19 protein-coding genes are annotated in these 23210 nt (G+C 69.1%); 7 read left to right on the top strand and 12 right to left on the bottom strand.

Features of this window, described 5'->3' with window-relative positions:
* Positions 1–30: 30 nt before the first annotated feature.
* From Q0747_RS09525 to Q0747_RS09510, 4 genes are all read right to left on the bottom strand, one after another.
* Positions 31–705 (bottom strand): YitT family protein, encoded by a 675-nt coding sequence (locus Q0747_RS09525; protein WP_298253992.1) that lies wholly within the window; start codon positions 703–705, stop codon positions 31–33.
* 131 nt (positions 706–836) lie between these two features.
* Entirely contained in the window at positions 837–3365 is a 2529-nt protein-coding gene (locus Q0747_RS09520; RefSeq protein WP_298253990.1) for an excinuclease ABC subunit UvrA, read from the bottom strand.
* A gap of 277 nt (positions 3366–3642) precedes the next feature.
* Positions 3643–4143: a DinB family protein gene (locus tag Q0747_RS09515; RefSeq protein WP_298253989.1), complete on the bottom strand. Its 501-nt coding sequence runs from the start codon at positions 4141–4143 to the stop codon at positions 3643–3645.
* A gap of 149 nt (positions 4144–4292) precedes the next feature.
* Positions 4293–4475: a hypothetical protein gene (locus tag Q0747_RS09510; RefSeq protein ID WP_298253988.1), complete on the bottom strand. Its 183-nt coding sequence runs from the start codon at positions 4473–4475 to the stop codon at positions 4293–4295.
* Positions 4476–4701: 226 nt separating this feature from the next.
* Between Q0747_RS09510 and Q0747_RS09505 the strand changes: the two genes are divergently transcribed.
* Together Q0747_RS09505 and Q0747_RS09500 are read left to right on the top strand one after the other, a co-directional pair.
* The gene (locus tag Q0747_RS09505; RefSeq protein WP_298253986.1) at positions 4702–6933 is read left to right on the top strand and encodes an acyltransferase family protein; all 2232 of its coding nucleotides are present in this window, start codon (positions 4702–4704) and stop codon (positions 6931–6933) included.
* A gap of 99 nt (positions 6934–7032) precedes the next feature.
* Complete coding sequence (locus Q0747_RS09500) at positions 7033–8241, top strand: cysteine desulfurase-like protein (RefSeq protein WP_298253984.1); 1209 nt, start codon at positions 7033–7035, stop codon at positions 8239–8241.
* 48 nt (positions 8242–8289) lie between these two features.
* Here Q0747_RS09500 and Q0747_RS09495 read toward each other — a convergent pair whose 3' ends face one another.
* Genes Q0747_RS09495 through pdhA form a run of 3 tightly spaced genes read right to left on the bottom strand, consistent with a single transcriptional unit; the run spans position 8290 to position 12108 of the window.
* Complete coding sequence (locus Q0747_RS09495) at positions 8290–9846, bottom strand: dihydrolipoamide acetyltransferase family protein (protein ID WP_298253982.1); 1557 nt, start codon at positions 9844–9846, stop codon at positions 8290–8292.
* 1 nt (position 9847) lies between these two features.
* Positions 9848–10924: an alpha-ketoacid dehydrogenase subunit beta gene (locus Q0747_RS09490; protein ID WP_298253980.1), complete on the bottom strand. Its 1077-nt coding sequence runs from the start codon at positions 10922–10924 to the stop codon at positions 9848–9850.
* Complete coding sequence (gene pdhA / locus Q0747_RS09485) at positions 10921–12108, bottom strand: pyruvate dehydrogenase (acetyl-transferring) E1 component subunit alpha (protein WP_298253978.1); 1188 nt, start codon at positions 12106–12108, stop codon at positions 10921–10923. The genes Q0747_RS09490 and pdhA overlap by 4 nt, the downstream gene beginning before the upstream one ends.
* A gap of 199 nt (positions 12109–12307) precedes the next feature.
* Between pdhA and Q0747_RS09480 the strand changes: the two genes are divergently transcribed.
* Positions 12308–12751, top strand: coding sequence for an Lrp/AsnC family transcriptional regulator (locus tag Q0747_RS09480; protein ID WP_298253976.1), 444 nt, complete (start codon positions 12308–12310; stop codon positions 12749–12751).
* 42 nt (positions 12752–12793) lie between these two features.
* Here the strand turns inward: Q0747_RS09480 and Q0747_RS09475 are convergent, their stop codons facing one another.
* The gene (locus Q0747_RS09475) at positions 12794–13192 is read right to left on the bottom strand and encodes a hypothetical protein (RefSeq protein WP_298253974.1); all 399 of its coding nucleotides are present in this window, start codon (positions 13190–13192) and stop codon (positions 12794–12796) included.
* Positions 13193–13272: 80 nt separating this feature from the next.
* Between Q0747_RS09475 and Q0747_RS09470 the strand changes: the two genes are divergently transcribed.
* Positions 13273–14082 (top strand): IclR family transcriptional regulator, encoded by an 810-nt coding sequence (locus Q0747_RS09470; RefSeq protein ID WP_298253972.1) that lies wholly within the window; start codon positions 13273–13275, stop codon positions 14080–14082.
* Positions 14083–14103: 21 nt separating this feature from the next.
* Here Q0747_RS09470 and Q0747_RS09465 read toward each other — a convergent pair whose 3' ends face one another.
* Positions 14104–15240 carry an aromatic ring-hydroxylating dioxygenase subunit alpha gene (locus Q0747_RS09465; protein ID WP_298253951.1) on the bottom strand — a complete coding sequence of 379 codons (1137 nt, stop codon included), beginning with the start codon at positions 15238–15240 and terminating at the stop codon, positions 14104–14106.
* Positions 15241–15294: 54 nt separating this feature from the next.
* Positions 15295–16578: an NAD(P)/FAD-dependent oxidoreductase gene (locus Q0747_RS09460; RefSeq protein WP_298253949.1), complete on the bottom strand. Its 1284-nt coding sequence runs from the start codon at positions 16576–16578 to the stop codon at positions 15295–15297.
* Positions 16579–16878: 300 nt separating this feature from the next.
* Between Q0747_RS09460 and Q0747_RS09455 the strand changes: the two genes are divergently transcribed.
* Both Q0747_RS09455 and Q0747_RS09450 read left to right on the top strand, forming a co-directional pair.
* Entirely contained in the window at positions 16879–17229 is a 351-nt protein-coding gene (locus Q0747_RS09455; RefSeq protein WP_298254166.1) for a bifunctional 3-phenylpropionate/cinnamic acid dioxygenase ferredoxin subunit, read from the top strand.
* Positions 17230–17282: 53 nt separating this feature from the next.
* Positions 17283–19790, top strand: coding sequence for an FAD-dependent oxidoreductase (locus tag Q0747_RS09450; protein WP_298253947.1), 2508 nt, complete (start codon positions 17283–17285; stop codon positions 19788–19790).
* A 39-nt stretch (positions 19791–19829) separates the two neighbouring features.
* Here the strand turns inward: Q0747_RS09450 and Q0747_RS09445 are convergent, their stop codons facing one another.
* Entirely contained in the window at positions 19830–20666 is an 837-nt protein-coding gene (locus tag Q0747_RS09445) for a DUF1028 domain-containing protein (protein WP_298253945.1), read from the bottom strand.
* A gap of 244 nt (positions 20667–20910) precedes the next feature.
* Here Q0747_RS09445 and Q0747_RS09440 point away from each other — a divergent pair, with 244 nt between their 5' ends.
* On the top strand, positions 20911–22323 hold the full coding sequence (locus Q0747_RS09440) for an amidase (protein WP_298253943.1): 1413 nt from the start codon (positions 20911–20913) through the stop codon (positions 22321–22323).
* Positions 22324–22411: 88 nt separating this feature from the next.
* On the opposite strand, the gene Q0747_RS09435 is transcribed toward Q0747_RS09440, so the two are convergent.
* A complete protein-coding gene (locus tag Q0747_RS09435) occupies positions 22412–23191 on the bottom strand; it encodes an enoyl-CoA hydratase/isomerase family protein (protein ID WP_298254164.1) in 780 nt (259 codons plus the stop codon).
* Between the last annotated feature and the right edge of the window lie 19 nt (positions 23192–23210).

Below are 23210 nucleotides of genomic sequence, written 5' to 3'. Positions count from 1 at the left end.
TTCGCCGGTGAGCAGTGCCCAGCAGGACGCTCAGTCGGCGGTCCCGCCCGCAGGTGCTGCGCCGCCGGCGGCCGGGCCTCTCGCGATGACGTCGTCGTCGTCGAGTGGCCTCCGAGGAGACTCCGGGATGCGGAACACCGGGAGGGCGATGTTGATCATCGGCCCGATGAGCAGGGCGAAGGCCACTGTGCCGAGACCCACGGAGCCACCGAGCCACCAGCCCAGCAGCAGGACCGTCCCCTCGATGGCCGTACGGACGAACCAGATGGGCAACCCGAAGCGGTCGTGGAGGCCCGTCATGAGCCCGTCGCGTGGTCCGGGACCCAGCCTCGCCCCGATGTAGAGGCCGCTGGCGATCGCGAGCAGCACCAGTCCGCCGGTGAACAGCAGGATCCGGGCCCACAGCTGATCCGGCTCGCCCAGGAGTGCGAGTCCGGCCTCGGCGCTGGGGCCCACGAGCAGCACATTGAGGACGGTCCCGATACCCGGGCGTTGCCGCAGCGGGATCCAGAGGATGAGCACCACCACCCCGATGATGTTGGTCATGAACCCGAACGGGATGCCGGTCTGCAGTGCCCCACCCTGGCCCAGGACGTCCCACGGCGAGACCCCGAGCGTGGCCCTGATCATCATGGCGAGCGAGAACCCGTACAGGAACAGGCCGACGAGGAGCTGGAGGCCCCGCCAGGTACCGCGAAATGTCATGGTCCCAGTAGACCGCCGAACGGCCCCTGCAACAAATGGTCCCGTGCCGTGTGCAACACCTCGGGTCATCCCCAGACCGCGCCCTCGCGTCGACGGGCCCGGGTCACCGCGTCGCGGCGTCACGCGGCCGGTCAGGCGGCGGGGACGCGCTGGTCGAGGTACTCGGCGAGGTAGGGCGCCGTGATGCTCGTTCCGCGGTCGAGGTCGGCGATCTGCCGGGGTGTGCCGCTGGCCACGATGGTCCCGCCGGCCGACCCTCCACCGGGCCCCAGATCAATCACCCAGTCCGCTGCCGCCACCACGGCCATGGTGTGCTCCACGACCACCACGGTGTTCCCGGCCCCCACGAGCTTCCGGAGCTGCGCGAGGAGCAGGACGACGTCGGCCGGGTGCAGGCCCGTGGTCGGTTCGTCCAGGAGATACAGGGTGTGGCCCCTGCGGGCACGCTGCAGTTCGGTGGCCAGCTTGATGCGTTGGGCCTCCCCGCCGGAGAGCTCCGTGGCCGGCTGGCCGAGACGCAGATAGCCCAGCCCCACCTCGCGGAGGGTCTCCAGGGACCGGGCCGCTGCGGGGATGTCGGCCAGGAAGACCTCGGCGTCGTCGACCATCATGCCGAGCACGTCGGCGATGGTTCGCCCGCGCAGGGTGACCGTCAGTGTCTCGTCGTTGTAGCGCGCGCCGTGGCAGGTGGGGCAGGGGCCGTAGCTGCCGGGCAGGAACAGGAGCTCCACCGAGACGAAGCCCTCGCCCTGGCAGGTCTCGCACCGCCCGCCCGGGACATTGAAGGAGAAACGGCCCATGCCGAAGCCCTTCGCGCGCGCGTCCGGGGTGGCCGCGAAAGCTTTCCGGACGGCGTCGAAGAGTCCCGTGTACGTGGCCAGGTTGGAGCGGGGCGTCCGGCCGATGGGCTTCTGGTCCACGCTGACGAGGCGGTCGATGTGCTCGAGGCCCCTGATCCCGGCGACCACCGCGCCGGTCACCGCGTCCTCGTCGGGCTCGGTGTCCGCCGGGGTGTCGTTGCGGACGTGCCGCCCCACGCCCTCGGCGAGGACGGTGCTGACGAGGGTGGACTTGCCGGAGCCGGACACCCCGGTGACGGCGGTGAGGACACCCACGGGGATGTCGGCGTCGAGCCCCACGAGATTGTGGCGGTGGATGCCTTCGAGGTGCAGCCAGCCCGAGGGCTCGCGGGGTTCGGCGGTGTCCGGGGCCGTGGTCGGCGCCAGGAAGGGCGCCGTCAGGGATTCGGGCACATCCCTCAGCCCCTCGACGGGCCCGCTGTAGACGATGGTGCCGCCGCCCTGGCCCGCGAGCGGCCCGACGTCGACGATCCACTCGGCCCGCCGCACCACGTCCATGTTGTGCTCCACCACGAAGACGGTGTTGCCGGCGTCCTTCAGTGCCTCCAGGACGCCCAGGAGCGGTTCCACGTCGGCGGGATGCAGACCGGCGGAGGGCTCGTCGAGCACGTAGATCACGCCGAACAGACCGGAGCGCAGCTGGGTCGCGATGCGCAGGCGCTGCATCTCGCCCGGGGAGAGTGTGGGCGTGGCCCGGTCGAGGCTCAGGTAGCCCAGTCCCAGGTCCACCAGCACCTCGAGCCGCTGGATCAGGTCCCGGCTGATGGTCACGGAGACCTCCGTCCGCTCCCCCGAGCTGGACGAGCGGTGTGCGGCGGTCGGGTGTTCGACGGCGGCGGCCGGCGCGAGGTGCGCCGCCAGCTCCGCGAGCGGCAGGGCGTTCGCTTCCGAGATGGGCAGTCCCGCGAACGTCACGGCGAGGGCCTCGGCGCGCAGTCCGGTCCCTCCGCACAGGGTGCAGGGGCCCGATTCCATGAACGGCAGCACGCGATCCCGCATCTGCTGGCTCTTCGAGTCGTGCAGGGTGTGCATGACGTAGCTCTTCGCGCTCCAGAACCGCCCCTTGTAGGGTTTGGCGATCCGGTCCCGCTGCGGAGTGACGTCGACCACGGGCTGCTCGTCGGTGAACAGCAGCCACGAGCGCGCCTCCTCGGGGAGGTCACGCCAGGGGATGTCGATGTCGTAGCCGAGCTCGCGGACGATGTCCCGGAGGTTCTTGCCCTGCCAGGCACCGGGCCACGCGGCGATGGCGCCCTCGGTGATGCTCAGTGAGGGGTCGGGGACGAGGGTCTGCTCCGTGACGTCCCGGGCTATCCCGAGGCCGTGGCAGCGGGGGCAGGCTCCGGCAGCGGTATTGGGCGAGAACGCATCGGAGTCCAGCCTGCCGTCGACTCCTTCGGGATAGGTTCCGGCGCGGGAGTAGAGCATCCGCAGTGAGTTGGAGAGCGTGGTCAGCGTCCCCACCGTGGAGCGCGCACTCGGGGTTCCGCGGCGCTGCTGCAGGGCGACGGCGGGCGGGAGCCCGGTGATCGACCCGACGTGCGGGGTGTTGCCCTGCTGGATGAGGCGCCGCGCATAGGGTGCGACCGACTCGAGATAGCGGCGCTGGGCCTCGGCGAAGATGGTCCCGAACGCGAGCGACGACTTCCCGGACCCGGAGACGCCGGTGAAGGCGACGACGGCGTCGCGGGGGCAGTCGACGTCGACCGCGCGGAGGTTGTTCTCGCTCGCGCCGCGCACGCGGACGAAGCCCTCCCGTGTACTGCTCGTCTCGGCGGGGGCGTTGATCAGTTCACTCACCGTCACCACCCTACGGTCATTCGGTCCTCTGCCTGCCCTGCCCTGCCCAGGCTGACCAGGCGGAGGGCTACGTCCCGGGATGGGCTGCAATGATCGTGAGCCGGCTGGGCCGGCCCATGGACGGTCCCGGCTCCATGGCACGGGGCGAGGGCGGTCCAGTCCACCCGTGGGAGAGTCGCTCTCGGTCGCCGAGCAACCGAAGTCCCGTAGGGGCATTCTTGTGCCTCGGCTGCCCGACGCGGCCTGAGTGTTGCGGGTGCGCCCCGTGATTCTGGGCCTAATCCCCGGTAGATCCGTCCAGCAGCTCGCGCAGAATATCCAGATGACCGCAGTGCCTACCCGTTTCCTCGATCATGTGCACCAGTACCCACCGCACGCTCTGTCCGCCGTCGCCAGCGCGGCAGCGATCCTCCAGCCCATACCGCTCGAGCACGTCGCGGGACTGGTGGCAGGCAGCCTCGTAGTCCTCGATGATGCTCACCAGGCTGTCCTCCTCGCCCACCCGGAATTCGCCGTCGGGATCCTCCGGCGACCACCGGGTTGGTACGTCCTGCTGCCCGTCGATCCGGTCCTGGAACCAGAACCGTTCAACCTCTGTCAGGTGTTGTACCAATCCTGACACCGTCGTCAGCGAAGGTAGGAGCCGCCTGATGCCGTCGGTATCGCTGAGGCCACTGGCCTTCATCACTACCGTTGCCCGGAAGTAGTCCAGAAAGCCCGTCAGTGTCTCCCGCTCTCCGGCCGCCACAGGTGGTTCCGTCCGGCTGTCGTGTCCCATCCGACCAACCTAGTCAGAGGAGTCGAGCCGCAGTGCGGGCGCGCCGAACATGACGAACGGGGACGAGCGGAACGGCTCGAGAAGAAGTCTCAGATGCCGATCGGGTTGTGGAACAGCCTCGTGAGTACCGAGCTCAACGCTGCTTCAGTTCACGGTTGTGGGGCCGATCCCGGTCCGTAGGTTCTCCTGTAGTTGATCACTAGAAGGGCTGCGACGGTGCTGCAGATGATTCCGGTGGTCATCGCAGCCCATTCAGACCGCTCGGGAAGGGAGAACAGGAAGAAGGCGAAGCCACCGACGGCGTGGATGAGAAGCAGTGCGATGGCCGCCAACCACGTATTTTTCGGCATGCAGACCACACTAGTGCTGCGGTGAGTCAGCGTCCGTAGGCCGATGATCAAGGTAGGAAGCAACACGGCTGCTCGGAGCTTCAGATCGATGGGTCTGCTGCACGGATACGTGACGGACCGTCCCGCTGTCGATTCTCACAACGCCCTCGCGCCAGCGTGTCGTACAGTCGTTGAGGGGACCCCGTCCGCACGCTACCTGAAGGCTCCCATGCACCCCTCGCCCCCCTCCGATCCCGCTCACGCGGGGACCAGGCGAAAGGCTGCGTCCGGGAGTACACGCGTTCGGCCGGACATCCAGGGCCTCCGCGCCCTGGCGGTCGTGGTGGTGGTACTGGATCATCTGATCGGCTGGCCGAGCGGCGGCTTCATCGGCGTGGACATCTTCTTCGTCATCTCGGGCTTCCTCATCACGGGGCTCCTTCTCCGGGAGTACGAGAAGTCCGGACGCATCTCCTTCGGCAACTTCTACCGGCGGCGCATCAAGCGCATCATTCCGGCGTCGCTCGTCGTGATCGTAGTGACCCTCCTCGGGGCCTACGCGATCTTCAGGCCCTCCCGCTTCCACGGGACGGCGCAGGACGGCGTGGCAGCGGCGCTGTTCTACGCCAACCGGCGCTTCGCAGCCATTGGCACCGACTACTTCCGGGCGAATGTGCCGGTCTCACCCCTGCAGCACTTCTGGTCCCTGTCCGTCGAGGAGCAGTTCTACTTCGTGTGGCCCGCCGTGATGCTCCTGGTACTGACGTTGGTGGCGAAGCACCCGAACGGGGGCCCCGCGCGAGCCCGGCTCTGCGCAGGACTCATCATCGGACTGATCTCCGCAGCATCCTTTGCCTGGGCCTTCCGGGAAACGCAGACCTCACCAACCCAGGCCTACTTCTCCACGTTCTCCCGCGGCTGGGAGATCGGTGCCGGTACGGCTCTGGCCTGCGCGACACCGCTGTGCAGCCGACTCGCTGCGAGGGTGCGTCCGCTGCTGGCCTGGCTGGGCATCGGCCTGATGATGGCCGGGCTGTTCCTCGTCGACTCGTCCTCGGCCTTCCCAGCACCGTGGGCACTTCTCCCTGTCCTCGGTACGGTCCTCGTGATCATGGCTGGCACCGGTACGGACAGACACCGGTTCCTGCTGCCACTCACCAATCCCGTGAGCGGATACCTCGGCAACATCTCCTACTCGCTGTACCTCTGGCACTTCCCGGTGATCATCCTCGGCGGCGCCGTGTTCCTCGGCCGGGGCCCCCTGTTCTACCTGGGCTGCGCTGCAGCGATGATCCTCCTCGCGGTGTTCTCCTACCACCTCATCGAGGACCCTGTCCGTAGATCCTCGTGGCTCTCCGGGCAGGAAGTAGGGGCCCCCGGAACGACGACGCCGGACGGGAATGCAGCTCACGAGACGGCACGGGGGGCCGGTTTCCAGCGGGCCGCCATAGCTGCAGGCCTCACGGCCGTCCTGGTGACAGTAGCGGTGCCCCTCGTACCAGAGCACGCCCGGGCCATCGAACTGACCGGCTTCGACGTGCCCGGAGTGTCGGACGAGACGGCCATTCTGCAGAAGCAGATCCGCAGTGCGCTCGAGAAGGAGGACTGGCCGCAGCTGGAGCCCAGTATGGACGAGGCGATGAACGGACCGTTGACTGCCGGAGAGATCAGCGCCTGCGGCGGTACCGGACGCTTGGATATCAGCAAGTGCACGTGGGGTGACCCCGATGCCGCCCGGCGCGCCGTGGTTGTCGGCGACTCGATCGCAATGTCCTGGACGTCGACAGCGCGAGACGTGTTCGGATCCGCGGATGGCTGGTCGGTCACCAGCCTCGCGTCGTCCGGCTGTACCTTCACGGATACCCTCGTGAAGAATCCTTCCCCGAGGCTCGTGGCAGCGTGCGAAGGGCGGAAAGCGCAAGCTGTGGAGGCCATCACCAGGCTCCGACCAGAGGTGGTGATCATCTCCAACACGTACGAGCCGCGCATCCCCGCGGGCCGGGACGAGCCGATGACCCCGGAGGAGTGGAAGGACAGCACACAGGAAATCGTCTCCCGCTTCAAGGATTCCGTGGGCGCCGTCGTGTTCCTCTCGCCCCCACCCCTCACCACCGATATCCAGACGTGCTATTCGAAGATCGCCGACCCATCCTTCTGCGCCGGACAGATCGATCCGCGGTGGCACACCTTCGCGACCGCCGAACAGGAACTCGCCGCAGAACTCGGTGCTATCTACGTGAGTCCGGAGCCCTGGTTCTGCACAGAGAATTGGTGCCCGAGCTTCATCGGGAACACTCCCGTGATGCGGGATCTCGTCCACATGACGCCGCAGTTCCAAACCAAACTGGTACCCGCCCTACGCCACGAGCTCGCGGACCACGCCATCCTCGAATCCCGACAGTCCTCTGCCCGGAAAAGCCGTGACCAGCCACGAGAACGGCTTCCGTTGGCTCATTCGTGATCCTGGCGCTGCTACAGGATGCGGGTCTCTCGCGATGATCCATGACGACTCGCGTCCGCGCCCCTTTCCGCATCGACCTTCACCTGAGAAGGTAACGGGATGACCCTGGACATCGCGGCCCTCCGCGCTCACTTCCCCGCCCTGCTCACCGGCACCGCACACTTCGACGGCCCCGGTGGAACACAGACCCCCACCGTGGTGGGAGCCGCGATAGCCGATACCCTCACCAGGCCGCTGTCCATCCGCGGCTCCGGTACGCGATCGGAAACCAACGCCGAAGTAGCGGTCGGCGAATTCCGGGCAGCGATGGCCGACCTGCTCGGGGCGCATCCTCGGGGTGTCGTCTACGGGCGGAGCGCGACCCAGCTCACCTACGACTTCTCCCGCCATCTGGCCAGGACCTGGCGGCCAGGGGACGAGGTCGTCGTCTCCCGCCTGGACCACGACTCCAACATCCGCCCGTGGGTGCAAGCAGCCGCATCGGTCGGCGCCACGGTGCGCTGGATCGAGTTCGACCCGGACACCACGGAGATCGACGACGCGTCCGTCGCAGCCGCGATCACCGAGCGCACTAAGCTGGTGGCCATCACCGCCGCGTCGAACCTGCTCGGCACCAAACCGCCGGTGCGCCGCATCGCCGATGCCGCACACGCGGTCGGCGCCCTGGTCTACGTGGACGGGGTGCACTACACCGCCCATGCGGCCGTGGATGTGACGGCGCTGGGAGCGGACTTCTTCGCCTGTTCGCCCTACAAGTTCCTCGGGCCCCACTGCGGTGTCCTCGTGGCCGACCCGGAACTGCTGGAGTCACTGCAGCCGGACAAGCTGCTGCCGTCCACGAACGAGGTGCCCGAGCGGTTCGAGTTCGGCACCCTCCCGTACGAGATCATGGCCGGAGCTACGGCGGCCGTGGATTTCCTCGCGGCGATCGCGCCCGGTGCCGCCACCGACCGCCGTACGCGTCTTCTCGCCTCCGCACACGTGGTCGAGGAGCACGAGCTCGCCATGCGCTCCCGCATCGAGACAGGGCTGACCGACCTCGGGAACGCCGTCACGCTGCACTCGAAGGCCCAGGATCGGACGCCGACACTGCTGGTGACCTTCCCGGGCCGGTCCTCCACGGACGCCTACCGGTTCCTGGTGGATCGGAACATCCTCGCGCCGGCCGGCTCGTTCTACGCCTACGAAGCCTTCCGTCGCCTCGAGCTCGAGGACACGGCCGCCCTGCGGATCGGCGTCGCGCCCTACACCGACGACGACGACGCGGACCGTCTCGTGGACGCGCTCCGCGAGTTCGTTGCGTCATAGCGCGGGAGTGAGGATCGTCCTAGTGCAGGGGTGAGCACCGTCGCGGTCCTACAGGTCGGCGAGCAGCCCGCCCGGGTTCTCCATCGCATCCGCGACGAAGCGCAGGAAGCCACCGGCGGTGCCGCCGTCGCAGACGCGGTGATCGAAGGCGAGCGTCAGTTCGGTGATCTTCCGGACCGCGAGCTGACCGTCCACCACCCAGGGCCGGTCCATGATCCGGCCCATGCCGAGGATCGCGGACTCCGGATAGTTGATGATCGCCGCGCTGCCGTCGACTCCGAAGACGCCGTAGTTGTTGAGGGTGAACGTGCCGGAGGACAGCTCCGTCGGCGTCGCCCTGCCCTCGCGCGCGAGAGCGGCGAGACGACGGATCTCGGCGTCGAGCTCGCGAGCCGACATGGTGTCCGCACGTCGGACACTGGGCACCACGAGCCCGCGGTCGGTCTGTGCGGCGATGCCGAGGTTCACGCCGTCCACACGCACGAGTTCCTGCGTGCCGTCGTCGGCTGTGGAGATCCGGCTGTTCAGCTCCGGGTAGCGGGCCAGGCCGGCGACGACGAAGCGCGCCACGAACGCCAGGATGCCCGGCACGGCGTCGGGGGTGCGGCGCTTCATGCCCTCGCGCAGCTCCATCAGGGCCGAGACGTCCACGTCCACCCAGACGGTCGCCTCGGGGATCTCCCGCCGGCTGCGCGTCATGGCGTCGGCGATGGTCCGGCGGACGCCGCGCAGCGGTGTGCGCTCCAGCACTTCCAGACCGGATCGGGAATCCGCGACCGGCTCGGCGTCGACACTGTCCTGTGCCTCCTCCGGTGCTCCGGCGGCCGTGACGGGTAGTGCCGCGCTCCCTGAGATCGCCGCCATCACATCGCGCCGCAGGATCAAGCCCTGCTCCCCCGAACCGGTCAGCTCGGTGAGCCTCAGACCGTTCTCACGGGCGAGTCTGCGGACCAGCGGGGAGATGCAGAGTGGAGCTCTCGCGCCCTGTCCTGCGGAAGTCGATGTGACGTGGGACGACGGCAGGTCGGCCGGCGTAGGAGCCGATGGGGCGGCGGGCGTTGCGGCTGCGGGTGTAGAACCGTCAGCCGGGCGGGCAGGCTCGGCGGTCCCGGCAGGCTTGGCGGCGACCCTCCGCGGGCGCGTGCGCCCCCCGGTCAGGCCGCCGGGGGTGCCGTACCCGATCAGCACGTTGCCCGAGCCCTCTGCGGCCACGGGTGGTTCATCGTTGTCCTGCGTCGCGGCAGCAGGCACCCCGGCCTCCTCGCGCACGGCGGCTGCGGCTGTGAGGAGGGCGGGATCGCCGGCGGCGGTCGTCTCCTCCGGATCACTGGACGCCGCCGTCCCCTCGGGACGGACGGACAGGAACGGTGCGCCGACGTCGAGCACCTGCCCGGGCCTGCCGTGCAGGACGGCGACGGTCCCCTCGAAGGGCGAGGGCACCTCCACCACGGACTTGGCGGTCTCCACCTCCGCGATCGGCTGGTCGACGGCGACGGCGTCGCCCTCGGCGACGAGCCAGGTCACCAGCTCCGCCTCGGTGAGGCCCTCCCCGAGGTCGGGGAGGGCGAAGACCAGGAGTTTCGCTGTCTCTGGAGCGGCAATCATGTCAGGCCTCCCACTGCAGGGCGTCGACGGCGTCGAGGATGCGGTCCACGCTCGGCAGGTAGAAGTGCTCGAGCTTCGGTGACGGGAAGGGGATGTCGAACCCGGTCACGCGGAGCACCGGCGCAGCGAGCGAGTGGAAGCAGCGCTCCTGCACCCGCGCCACGATCTCCGAGGCCACCGAGGCGAAGCCCGGCGCCTCGGCCACAACCACGGCGCGACCGGTGCGCCTCACGCTCTCGGTGACGGTCCCGTCGTCGAACGGGACGATGGAGCGTAGGTCGATCACCTCGATCGAGCGTCCCTCCTCGGCGGCCGCCGCAGCGGCGGCGAGCGCCGTGGGCACGGACGGCCCGTAGCTGATGAGGGTGGCGTCGGTCCCGGCGCGGGCGACGACGGCGCGTCCGATGCGGCGCGGTGCCTCGCCGTCGTCGAACGTCCTGCGGAGTTCCGCGAGGTCGACCTCCTCCTTGGACCAGTACAGCTTCTTGGGCTCCAGGAACACCACCGGATCGGGCGAGGCGATGGCCTCGCGCAGCATGAAGTAGGCGTCGCGCACGGTCGCGGGAGCCAGGACCGTCAGACCGGGTGTGTGGGCGTAGTAGGCCTCGGACGAGTCGCAGTGGTGCTCCACGCCGCCGATCCCGCCGGCGTAGGGGATCCGGATGACGATCGGCAGGCGGACCCTGCCCTTGGTGCGATTCGGCATCTTCGCCACGTGGCTGACCACCTGCTCGAAGGCCGGGTAGGCGAAGGCGTCGAACTGCATCTCGACCACAGGCCTCATGCCGTTCATGGCCATGCCCACGGCCATGCCCATGATGCCGGCCTCGGCGAGCGGCGTGTCGAAGCAGCGCTCCTCGCCGAACCGGGCGGTCAGGCCGTCCGTGATGCGGAAGACCCCGCCGAGCGGCCCCACGTCCTCGCCGAACATCAGCACGGCGGGGTCGGTCTCCATGGCGTCGGCGAGGGCCGCGTTGAGCGCCTTCGCGAAGGTCGAGGTGGTCGGGGCTGTACGGGTCGGGGTGGCGCCGGGTTGCCCGGTGCCGTCCGCGACGGGCGCTTCGGTGGTCTGCGTCATCGCTGGTTCTCCTTCGTCGTATTCCCGGTCACGCCGGGATCCGCGGGAGCTGCGTCCCGTGCCAGCTCCTCGCGCAGTTGCTCCGCCTGTTCGCGCAGCTGCGAGGTCTTCTCCGCGTAGACGTACTCGAAGAGCTCCGCCGGATCGATCCGGGCGTCCGTGTTGAGCCCCTTGCGGATCACCGAGGCGATGGTGTCGGCTGCTGCCGCGAGCTCGGTCTCCGCCTCGTCGGTCAGCAGGTCCAGGCCCTTCAGGTAGGTGCGCATCCGCACCAGCGGATCCTTCGGAATCCAGCGCTCGACGTCGTCGGCCGACCGGTAGCGCGTGGCGTCGTCGGCGTTCGTGTGCGCCTGCATGCGGTACGTGTGCGCCTCGACGAGGGAGGGGCCTCCGCCGTCGCGCGCCCGGCTCACCGCGGAGCCGAGGACCGCCAATAGGGCGGCGAGATCGTTGCCGTCCACGCGCTCCCCCGGCATGCCGTAGCCGATCGCCTTGTGGGCGAGCGAGGGTGCCACGGTCTGGCTCGTGAGGGGCACGGAGATCGCGAACTCGTTGTTCTGGATGAAGAAGACCACGGGCACGTGGAAGACCGCCGCGAAGTTCAGGGCCTCGTGGAAGTCTCCCTCGCTCGTCGCGCCGTCACCGCACATCGCGAGGACCACGGTGCTCTCGCCGCGCAGTTTCGCGGCATGCGCCACGCCGACCGCGTGCAGGAGCTGCGTCGCCAGCGGGGTGGCCTGGGTTGCGACCCTGTGCTCGTAGGGGTCGTACCCGCTGTGCCAGTCGCCGCGGAGCAGGGTGAAGACCTCGAGCGGATCGACCCCGCGGGTCACGACGGCGACGGTGTCGCGATAGGTGGGGAACAGCCAGTCCTCCTCACCGAGGACGACGGCGGCGGCGACCTGGCAGGCCTCCTGCCCGTGCGAGGACGGGTAGACCGCCATCCGGCCCTGTCGGACGAGTGCGTTGGCCTGGTCGTTGATGCGGCGACCGGAGACGAGCCGGCCGTACGCCCCCAGCAACTCCTCACCGGAGGGCAGTGGATAGCGGTCGTCGGGCGTGTGTCGTCCCTCGGGATCGACCAGTTGCACGGGTTGCGCGGAGGGCAGCAGCGCGCTGTCCGCGGTCCGGGTTCGCACGCCGTCCAGTACGCCCTCGTGGCCCTCGTTCGTTGCCGTACTCATTCCGCCTCCGTTACCGGCCGCTGCAGCGGCCTACGTGGCAGCGCCTGGCTCCGGCGCTGGATACTCTGTCGAACCAGTATGGCCAGGAGCAGGTTTCGTCGCCACGAACGAGCAGAATTCTGGAATCTAGAGGACAAGAGGCGCTATTCTGTGGACGAATCGGCATAGTGAGCTGGATTACGCAGAGGGGCGTGGACGGGTGGGAACTGGAGATCTCGATGAGGTGGATCGGAAGATCCTTGCGGAGCTGACGCGGGACGGCAGGCAGTCGGTGACGGCGGTGGCCGAGCGCGTCCATATCTCGCGGGCCCATGCGTACTCGCGTATCGCCAGATTGACCGAGGACGGCGTCCTGACGAAGTTCACCGCGATCATCGACCCCGCGAAGGCGGGTCTGAGGTCATCGGCCTACGTCACACTGAAGGTGCGTCAGCACTCCTGGCGGGAGTTGCGGGACCAGCTGCGGCAGGTCCCGGAGGTCCACCACATAGCGCTGGTGGGGGGTGACTTCGATGTGATCCTGCTGGTCCGCGCCGAGGACAACGTGGGGCTGCGGCGCCTGATCTTCGATCGACTGCAGTCCATGCCGGGCGTGCTCGACACCCAGACGTTCCTCGTGTTCGAGGATCTCGACACGAGGTGAGGATTCCCGCGTCAGTGGGGCGTCGGGGGCGTCAGTGGGGCGTCAGTGACGGACGGGGAGCCCGCCACCCCAGAGTGCGCCCGCGATGAGCACCGGCTGGAAGAAGAGGCGTCCCAGCCGCTTCCCGTCGGAGTCCAGATTGAACGCATCCAGTCGCTGCACGTACTGATTGATGTTGCCGGGGAAGATCGCGGTGTAGAAGCCGGCGAGCGCGACGCCGACCACGCGGCGGTGGCGCGGCAGGGCGAGGAATGCGACGCCCAGGCCCACCTCGACCACGCCCGAGGCAAGCACCACGAGGTCCTTGTCCAGCGGGATCCATACCGGGACCTGCGCCTGGAACGGCTCCCGCGCGAAGGTCAGGTGCGACGTCCCCGCGAAGGTCATGAAGGCGCCGAGGCCGATCCGGACGAGCCTCTGGGATGCGGTGGAGGAACTCATCCCTCAACGGTAGGTGACGACCTGTGTGGCGCCCAACTGCCGTATACAAGTCCGGGGTTTCGATTCTGAGAGGATGAAGTATGGCTTCGAAAAGTGCCCATGACGTCGACAATGAGACGGAGGCGGGCCCGCAGGGTGGTGTGCAGTCGGTGGATCGCGCCCTCACGGTCCTGGAGATCCTGGCCCGCGACGGTGACGCCGGAGTGAGCAGCATCGCCCTCGAGATGAACATCCACAAGTCCACCGCCTCACGCCTGCTGGCCTCGCTCGTGAACAGGGAGCTGGTCCATCAGGACAGCGAGCGCGGGAAGTACAGGCTCGGCTTCGGCATCCTACGGCTGGCCAGCTCCATCCCCGGAAGACTGAGTCTGGTGAGGGAGGCCCGTCCCGTCCTGGAAGGACTGGCGGAGAAATTCAAGGAGACGGTGAATCTGGCCGTGCTGCGCTCCAACTACGCCGTCAATCTCGATCAGGCCATGGGGCCCTCGACCTTGGCCACCTACGACTGGGTGGGGAGCCTGACGCCGCTCCACGCCACCTCCAGCGGCAAGGTGCTGCTGGCGGCGCTCCCCCCGGAGGACCGGGAACGCCTGCTCGCCGAGACCGGGCTGCCTCCCCGCACTCCGCACACCATCACCGAGCGGGCCCAGCTCGAGCGTGAGCTGGGCAGGGTCACCGAGGACGGCTACGGGACCGTGATGGAGGAGTTCGAGATCGGGCTGAACGCGGTCGCCGTCCCGATCGTCAGCCATCTGGACATGGTGATCGGCGCCGTCAGCATCTCGGGGCCGGCGTTCCGCTTCGATCCCGCGGCCGTGCCGGAGCTGATCGGGGAGCTGAAGGAAGCGGGTCGGCGCATCAGCGCCAGGATCGGGCACACCGACGGCTGACCGAACGGAGCGCACACCGGCTCAGGGGTGGGACGAGGCATCCCCCACCCTGGCCTGGACCCACTCGTGGAACGCGCTGATGTGGTGCTCGCTGGGTACCAGGACGCCGCCGTTGGCGTAGACCCTCGAGCTCATGGCGGGCTGGCAGCGCTCGCAGGCATCGAAGTCCTGCTGGTTGACGCGGTGGAACAGCTCCACCGAGGCGCTGACGTCCTTGCCACTCTCCACGACGCTGGGCAGGTAGAGCCAGTCGCACTCCACCACCGTGTGGTCGGCGGCCAGGGGGAACATGCGGTGGATGATCACGTGGTCCGGCACCAGATTGACGAAGACCGTGGGCTTGATGGTGATGGCGTAGTAGCGCCGGTCCTGGTCCTCGTCGATGCCGGGGATGCGCTCCAGTCCCTCGGAGCCGTCCACCGTGAAGCCCTTGATGTCCCCGCCGAAGTCGGCACCGTGGCCCACGAAGTACTGCGCGGCCAGGCCGTCCGCGAACTCCGGCAGCACCTCCGTGAGCTCCGGATGGATGGTGGCGCAGTGGTAACACTCCATGAAGTTCTCGATGATCAGCTTCCAGTTCGCCTTCACCTCGTACCGGATGCGCCGCCCCACACTGAGATTGGCGACGTCGTAGCCCTCGATCGCCTGCGCGTCACCCAGCCGTTCCTCGATGGCCCCCATGACGTCCTCCTCGAAGGACGGCGGCTCATCGGCGAGGCACACCCACACGTAACCGAGATACTCGCGGAGGTGAACCTTCGCCAGGCCGTAGTCGTCGCGGTCGATGTCCGGCATCTTGGTGAGATTGGGCGCCGCGATGAGCTTGCCGTCGAAGTCGTAGGTCCACGCGTGGTACGGGCACTGGAACGACCGCTTGGCCTCGCCCTGCTCCTCCATGCACAGTCTGACGCCGCGGTGCCGGCAGACGTTGTAGAACGCCCGGATACCGCCTTTCCGGTTGCGGCTGATCAGGACGCTCTCCCGGCCCACCTGGACCGTCCGCCAGGCACCGGGTTTGTCCAGGTCCGAGCTGCGGACGGCGCAGAACCACATCTGCTCGAAGATCCGCTCCTGCTCCGCCGCGAACACTGCCGCGTCGACGTAGGTGCGGCCGGGAAGGGTAGGGATCAGACTGGGGGTGGTTACCTCGACGGACAACTCATCCTCCTAACGGGTGGGTGGTGATGATCGTGCGGGACGCGGGTGGGGCGATCAGGTGGAGCTGCGGTCGGAACGCGCACCCGCTCCGACCAGTGAGGACAGGCCCGCTCCGCCCCAGAGGTCCGCGAGCGACCGCGGCGCGCGCCCGGTCGGGGCAAGGACGGCGGAGTCCACCGGCACACGAGCGGGAAGAGATCGACGCCGTCGGGTGAACAGCTTGGGCTGGTTCAACCCCAGGACCGCGACCGGCACCTCTGCCCGGTAGTAGACGGCGAGGAAACTGCCCGATCCGACGTCCCCCGCCTCGATCTCCAGGCGGTCGTACCCGGCGGCATCACCGGAGAACTGCAGCTTGACCCCGTACTGGTCGGACCAGAAGTAGTGGGGCGTGGCGGGTCCCTGCGGTGCCTCGGGGTCCAGGAGCACCTCCACGGCGAGCGCGGCGCGCTCGAAGGCCCCGGTCCAGTGCTCGGCCCGGCGGTGGTGGCCGGTCTCCGCGTCGAACCAGGCGGCGCAGTCCCCGACGGCGACCACCCCGGGAATGCCCGTACGGCCCATGGCGTCACACAGGACCCCGCGGTCGAGGGACAGTCCGGACGACTCGAGCCACTCCGTGTTCGGCTCGGAGCCGATACCGACCACGACGGTATCGGCGACGACGGAGCGCCCGCCCTGCAACCGGACAGTGGTGACGCCGGGCCCGCTGCTCCCGAAGCCCTCGATCACCGCGGAGGAGATCAGCTCCACTCCGTGGGAGGCATGGAGCCCCGCCATGACGGACCCCATCTCGGGGCCCAGCTGGGCGTGGAACGGGATGGGCTTGGTATCGATGATGGTGACCTGCATGCCGCGCTGGATCGCCGCCGAGGAGACTTCCGCGCCGATGAAGCCGGCACCGATCACCGTCAGCCTGCCGCCCGGTCGGAGGGCGGGCGCGAGGCGCTGTGCGTCGGGGAGGCTGCGCAGGGTGTGGACATTGGCCAGACCCGAGAGCGCGGGGAGGACGCGGGCACGGGCGCCCGTGGCGATGACGATGCCGTCCGCCGTCAGTGCCCTCCCGTTCTCGAGCAGCAGCGTCCGTGACGATGCATCGAGGGCCACGGCGGCCGTCCCGAGGACCCACTCGGCGTCCAGTTCGTGCGGATCCGATTCGAGCAGCAGATCCTCCGCCTGCACGCGGCCGAGCAGGAAATCCTTCGACAGGGGCGGGCGGTCGTAGGGCCGATGGTGCTCGTCGCCGATCATGATGAGCCGTCCGGAGAATCCTCGGGCTCGTGCCGCCCTGGCCGCCGACAGACCGGCAAGAGACGCTCCTACAACCGCAAGGGTTTCCATCTGCACAACCTCTTCATACTGCTTCCACAGCAACACTCATCGCTATATGCAACAGCGTGGATGACACGGCAGGTTGCGTCAACCTCTTTCCCTGGCCCGTCGGCGGCGTGGAGCAGGAGCCGGATGACCCTTGACAAGCAGATCATCCCTGCCAGACTTGTTGCTCATCGTGCGTGGTGTTGTTCACAGCGAGACCGCACCGTACGACGAGTGGACGTGGCGCAGTCCCCGTCCACACAGCCGCTCAGGAGAATGTTGCGGATCACCGACCTGAAGACCCTGGAAGTAGAGGTCATCCCCATGCACAAGGCCTGCCCCCTCAGCGAACTGGCACCCGGCGACTCCCTGCGGCTGGACACCTCGCCCCCCATCGCGGTCTTCCACACGGAGGAGGGCGAGCTCTTCGCCCTCGACGACACCTGCACCCACCAGGACGCCTCCCTCGCCGACGGGTGGGTGGAGGATTGCTGGGTCGAGTGCCCGCTCCATGCCTCGAAGTTCGATCTCCGTACCGGCGGGGTCGACGCGCCTCCCGCGAAACTCCCGGTCCGCGCCCACCGGGTCACGGTGGTCGACGGCGACATCATGGTCGAGGAGTCGACGGCGGAACCCAATCTCCCGCCGGGCGTGCGGGCGGAAAGCACCACCTGACCACCCATGGCACATCGTCGTCCTCCGCTGATGCGGACCCAGGAGCCTCGCCCATGAGAACATCACCACGCGTCGTCATCATCGGTGCCGGCATCGTCGGCACCAACCTCGCCGACGAACTCACCGACCGCGGATGGACCGACATCACCGTCGTGGAGCAGGGACCGCTGGAGCTGGCGGGTGGGTCCACCTCGCACGCTCCGGGGCTGGTCTTCCAGACGAACCCCTCGAAGGCCATGACGGAGTTCGCCGCCTACACGGTGGGCAAGCTGCTCTCGCTCAGCGCCGACGGCATCTCCTGCTACAACCAGGTGGGCGGTCTCGAGATCGCCACCACCCCCGCCAGGCTCGAGGACCTGAAGCGCCGGCTGGGCTTCGCGACCTCCTGGGGCCTCGAGGGGCGGTTGATCGACGCCGACGAGTGCGAGAAGAAGTACCCCTTGCTGTCGACGTCGTCCCTCGGTGACGGTCGCCGGGTCCTCGGGGGCCTGTTCGTCCCCTCGGACGGACTCGCGTCGGCCGCACGTGCCACCCAATTGCTGATCCGCAGAACGCGGTCCGCCGGGGTGGAGTACCGCGGGTCCACCACGGTCACCGGCATCACGCGGGCGGGGAGCAGGGTCACGGGCGTGGAGACGTCCGCGGGGGCCATCCCGGCCGACATCGTGGTCTCCTGCGCCGGATTCTGGGGTCGGGAGCTGGGCCGCCTGGCGGGACTGTCCGTGCCGCTGCTGCCCCTGGCCCACCAGTACGTCACGACCACTCCGCTCCGTGAGCTGCGCGGCGTGAACGAGATGCCCAACGGTGCCGGCCGGCCGATCCTCCGCTACCAGGACCGGGATCTCTACTTCCGCGAGCACGGGGACCGGATGGGTATCGGCAGCTACGCGCACCGGCCCCTGCCGGTGGACATGGACGCGCTGCCCCGGATCGGCGCGGACGAGATGTCGGACCACCGGATGCCCTCGCGCCTCGCCTTCACGGAGGAGGACTTCGCGCCCTCGTGGGCGGACAGCCAGGAGCTGCTGCCCGCCCTGCGCTCGACGCGGATCGAGGACGGCTTCAACGGCATCTTCTCCTTCACGCCCGACGGCGGTCCGCTCATGGGCGAGTCCCCCGACCTCGAGGGCCTCTTCGTGGCCGAGGCCGTCTGGGTGACGCACTCGGCCGGCGTCGCCAGGGCGATGGCCGAGCTGCTGGTCGAGGGCCGGTCCCGCACCGATCTGAGCGGCTGCGAACTCACGCGCTTCGAGGAGGTGCAGACCTCCGGCGCCTATGTCAGTGTGGCGTCGCAGCAGAACTTCGTGGAGATCTACGACATCCTGCACCCGCTGCAGCCCAGGCTGTCCCCGCGCGACCTGCGCGTCAGCCCCTTCAACACCCGGCAACGGGAACTCGGCGCGGTGTTCCTCGAGGCGGCCGCGTGGGAGCGCCCGCACTGGTTCGAGGCCAACCGCGGCCTGCTGGACGAACTTCCCGAGGAGTGGCGTCCCCCCGAGCGGGATCCCTGGTCCGCCATGTTCTCCTCCCCCATCTCGGCAGCGGAGGCCTGGAGGACACGCACCGCCGTCGGGCTCTACGACATGACACCGCTCAAGCGGCTCTCGGTCACCGGCCCCGGAGCCGAGGCGCTGCTGCACCGGCTCAGTACCGGCAACATCACCAAGAAGCCCGGTGCCGTGACGTACTGCCTGCTCTTGGCCGGCGACGGCGGCATCCGCAGCGACGTGACCGTGGCCCGTCTGGCGGCGGAGGACTTCCAGCTCGGGGTCAACAGCAACGTGGACTTCGACTACCTCCGGGTCCAGGCGCGGCACCAGTCCGCCGCTGATCCTGCGCAGTGGGTGCAGGTCACCGACATCACGGGCAGCACCTGCTGCATCGGGCTGTGGGGACCACTCGCGCGGGAGGTGATCGGCGAGGTCAGCAGCGACGACCTCAGCAACGACGCGCTGAAGTACTTCCGCACCAAGCAGATCGCGGTGGGTGGCATCCCGGTCACGGCCATGCGGCTCTCCTACGTGGGTGAGCTCGGCTGGGAGCTGTACACCACGGCCGACTACGGCCTGAGGCTGTGGGACCTCCTGTTCGAGGCCGGCCGGAAGTACGGGATCATCGCGGCAGGCCGCGGGGCCTTCAACAGCATGCGGCTCGAGAAGGGCTACAGGCTGTGGGGTACGGACATGACCTCGGAGCACCGTCCGCAGGAGGCCGGTGTCGGCTTCTCGATCGCCAAGGACAAGACGGGCTTCGTGGGCGCGGAGGCGCTGTCCGTTCCGGCGACGCACGCCATCGCCCGGACGCTCCGGTGCCTGACGATCGACGACGGTACCTCGATGGTCCTGGGCAAGGAGCCCGTGTTCGCCGGCGACGAGACCGTCGGGTACGTGACCAGCTCGGCCTACGGCTACACGGTCCGGACGCCGATCGCCTATGCCTGGCTGGCGGACTCCATCGGGATGGGAGATCCGGTGGAGATCGAGTACTTCGGACGCCGCGTTCCCGCGACGGTCACGGCCGAGCCACTCTTCGATCCGGGAATGGAGAGACTGCGCGGCTGAAGCTCACCGACCGCTCGGGACAGCCCGGCGCCGGGAAGCTCAGCCGCCCTGGCTGCGGAGATGATCGAGCACGACGGCGTCGATCCGCTCCGGGCCCAGCCAGCGCTCCTCGAGATTCTCGTGCCCGAAATAGGCGAACAATGCGGCCTCGAAGCCCTGTCCGGTGTCCAGGCCGCGCCGCTCGAGCAGGGTGAGCAGCTCGGAGCGGAGTTCGACGTCGACGGTCACGGCCGAGGCCGGATCGGCTCGCCGGAACAGGAAGTCGTGGAGTCCGTGCAGGCGGCGAAGTTCCGCGATGGGCTCCTGGTGATCATCGACCCGCAGATCGAGCATCCTGTCGTGGTTCCCGCCATAGCCTCCGCCCTCCTTCACCACGAGCAGTGCTGCGGACTGCTGGCCACGCTGGTCGCCGCCCGCCTGTTGCGCCCGCTCCAGGGCATCGATCAGGCGGGCGGCGAGGGGTGCGTCCGGCCGGGCGAGGAATCCCGCTGCCAGGCCCTCGACCACGGCCCTGCCGGCCAGGATGTTGCCCTGCGCCGCGAATCCCTCGCCGAGGAGCGACGAGGCGTGGTCGAAGCATTCCCTGCCGGTGAAGGCGATACGGCGGCCGTCCGCGGACACCATGCCGAACTGCCGCTGCTCGCGCAGCGGGTCGTCCCGCAGGAGCCGCTCGACGCAATCCTCAGGCGCCACGCCCTGCTCCAGGAGATCGAGACCCCGGGACCCGATGGTCACGTCGACGAACGCCTGGCTGGCGATCGCGCCGATCCCGGCGCGTGCGAACGGGACCAGGGCGCCGACGGCCAGGAATTTCGACTGGACGGCCACACCGAGCTCTCCGGTCCGCGCGTCGACGGCAACGAGGGAAAATGTCATGTCCTACCTCTCCGAGGGATCTGCTGCGGACGTCGTGGCTGGCGCGTGGCCGGCAGAACACCTGCGGGGCGGCGTCGCGGCTCCTGCGGAAGACCTGCGGGGCCGGATTCTGGCACTGTAGCGCAGCCTCACCTGCTCCATCCTCGTCCGGGCCGCTGCGCGCACAAACGATTGTGCGACTCCCTGCCGGATGCTACTTTTGCGACGCCGGAGATCACGACACCGTTCGAGGAGGGAGGCACCCGTGAGCGAGAGCGCTGTCCTGGCGGGCGTCGGACCGTTCGGCGGGACGACCATCCCCATGCTCGCGGCCCGCATCCGCTCCCGCAAGACCACCGCGTCGGAGATCACCGAGCTGGCCCTGGCCGCGGCCCACGAGTACGGGCCGATGCTGAATTGTTTCGTCACCATCGACGACCACGGAGCAACGCACGCGGCGTCCGTGGCCGATCAGGAGCTGGCCGCCGGGCTGGACCGCGGCCCCCTCCACGGCATCCCCGTCGGCATCAAGGACATGATCGCCACGAACGGACTCCTGACGACCATGGGCTCGCGGCACTTCGCCGACCACGTCCCCACGGCCGACGCCGACGTCGTCACGGCACTGCGTAACGCCGGTGCCGTGATCCTGGCCAAGACGCAGACCCACGAGTTCGCCTATGGTCCCACGAGCGACCGGTCGGCTACGGGCCCGGCACGCAACCCGCACCGCCTCCAGCTGATGACCGGCGGGTCGAGCGGCGGGTCCGCAGCAGCAGTGGCGGCCGGGCTCCTGCCCCTGGCGCTGGGCACCGACACCGGAGGTTCCACCCGCGTCCCGGCCGCGCTGTGCGGGACGCTCGGCCTGCGCCCGACCGGGCAGTCCCTGAGCAACCGCGGCGTCTTCCCGCTCTCACCCACCCTGGACGTGGTGGGCCCGCTGGCCGCGACGGCCGCGGACATCGCCCTCGCGTGGCAGGCGCTGTCCCGGAACGGCGGGGGGTTCCCCTCAACCGCCGGTCCGGGCGACCTGCTGAGCCCTCCCGCTCCGGTCCGGGCGGGCGAGCTGCGCTACGCGCTGGTGACGTGCGCACTGACCGAGCGCGCGGCGGCGGACTCCGCCGACGCGGTCCGGATGGCGGCGGCCACCTTCACGCGCGACCGTCCGCCGGTGCCGACGGTGTTCCTCCCGGAGCTCGACGCGTGCGCCGACCCCTACCGGATCATCCAGTCGGCCGAGGCCTACGCCCTCCACCACGACCGTGTGGAGCGCGCCCCGGAACTCTTCGGCGACGAGGTCCTCGAGCGACTGCAGGAGGCGTCCGAGGTCAAGGGCTGGGAGTACGTGCTGGCCCTCGCGGAGAAGGAGCGGCTACGGGCCCGGGTCCTGGACCGCTTGAGGGCGGTCGACGTCCTGCTCATGCCCACCGTTCCCGTGAGCGCTCCGGCCATCGACCAGCGCAGCTTCCCGCCGGAGACTCCGTGGACCGGCCCGCGGCAGGCGCTGCTCTCGATGACCTCGGCGTGGAGCGTCCTGGGGTTCCCTGCACTCAGCGTCCCGGTCCCGGGCGCCGGGGACGGACTGCCGCGTTCGGTGCAGGTGATCGCGAAACCGGATCAGGAGGAGCATCTCTTCGTCGTCGCGTCCGCCCTGGAGGAGTCCTTCGCGGCTCCGTGACAGGAGTCCGCAGCACGGACGAGCGGAACGCCGCGCGCCGGGTCCACCGGACGGGCGCCGCCGGCTGCGGCAGGTGGACCTCCCGGCCTCAGGCCCCGAAGCGGGGCGCCCGCTTCTCGCGGAAGGCTTCGAGGCCCTCCCGGTAGTCGTCGGAGGCGGCGAGTACGGCCTGCGCGTCGTTCTCGCCGCTGATGGCGTCCCAGAGTCCCAGGCGTTCGTCGCGGATCCGGTTGATGAGCTGCTTCGAGGACACGTGCGCCTGCCGGGGGCCGCTCGCGGCGCGGGCCGCCTTGCCCCGGGTGAAGTCGAGCAACCCGTCGGCAGGCATCGCCCGGCTGAAGAGGCCGCCAGTGACGGCCTCGGTGCCGCTCATGAGATCGCCCGTGTAGATGAGATCCAGGGCCCGGTGCGCGCCGAGACGCTCCATGAACAGCCAGTGCCCGCCCGAGTCCAGCACGAGCCCCAGGTTCGCGAAGGGCGAGCCGATCTTCGCGTTCTCCGCCACGTACACCACATCGGTCGCGATCAGCAGCCCGAGCCCGACGCCGAGGCACGCTCCCTGCGCGGCGGCGAAGGTGGGAGCCGGGAAGCCCGCCATCTTCCGCAGCAGTGGCGTCAGCGTGGTGTCGAGGAACCCGAAGGCGTCGTCGTTCCCCGGTTCGACCGTGCCGAGATTGCGACCGGCGCAGAAGGCCCGGCCCTCGCCGCGCAGGACCAGCGTCCGCACCGTCCCCTCGCGCACGCCGGCTGCGGCGTCGTCATACGCCGCCGAGAGGTCGTCGAGTGCCTGCGTGTCGACGGCATTGAGCCGGTACGGGGCATCGAGGACCACCTCGGCGATGCCGTCGGCGATCGTCAGCCGGATCATGCCGCCGCCGGTCTTCTCG

The organism is uncultured Arthrobacter sp. (assembly GCF_947493765.1).
GTDB lineage: Bacteria > Actinomycetota > Actinomycetes > Actinomycetales > Micrococcaceae > Arthrobacter_D.
The sequence above is the reverse complement of the archived record's forward strand: the minus strand, read 5'-3'. Positions and strand labels throughout refer to the sequence as shown.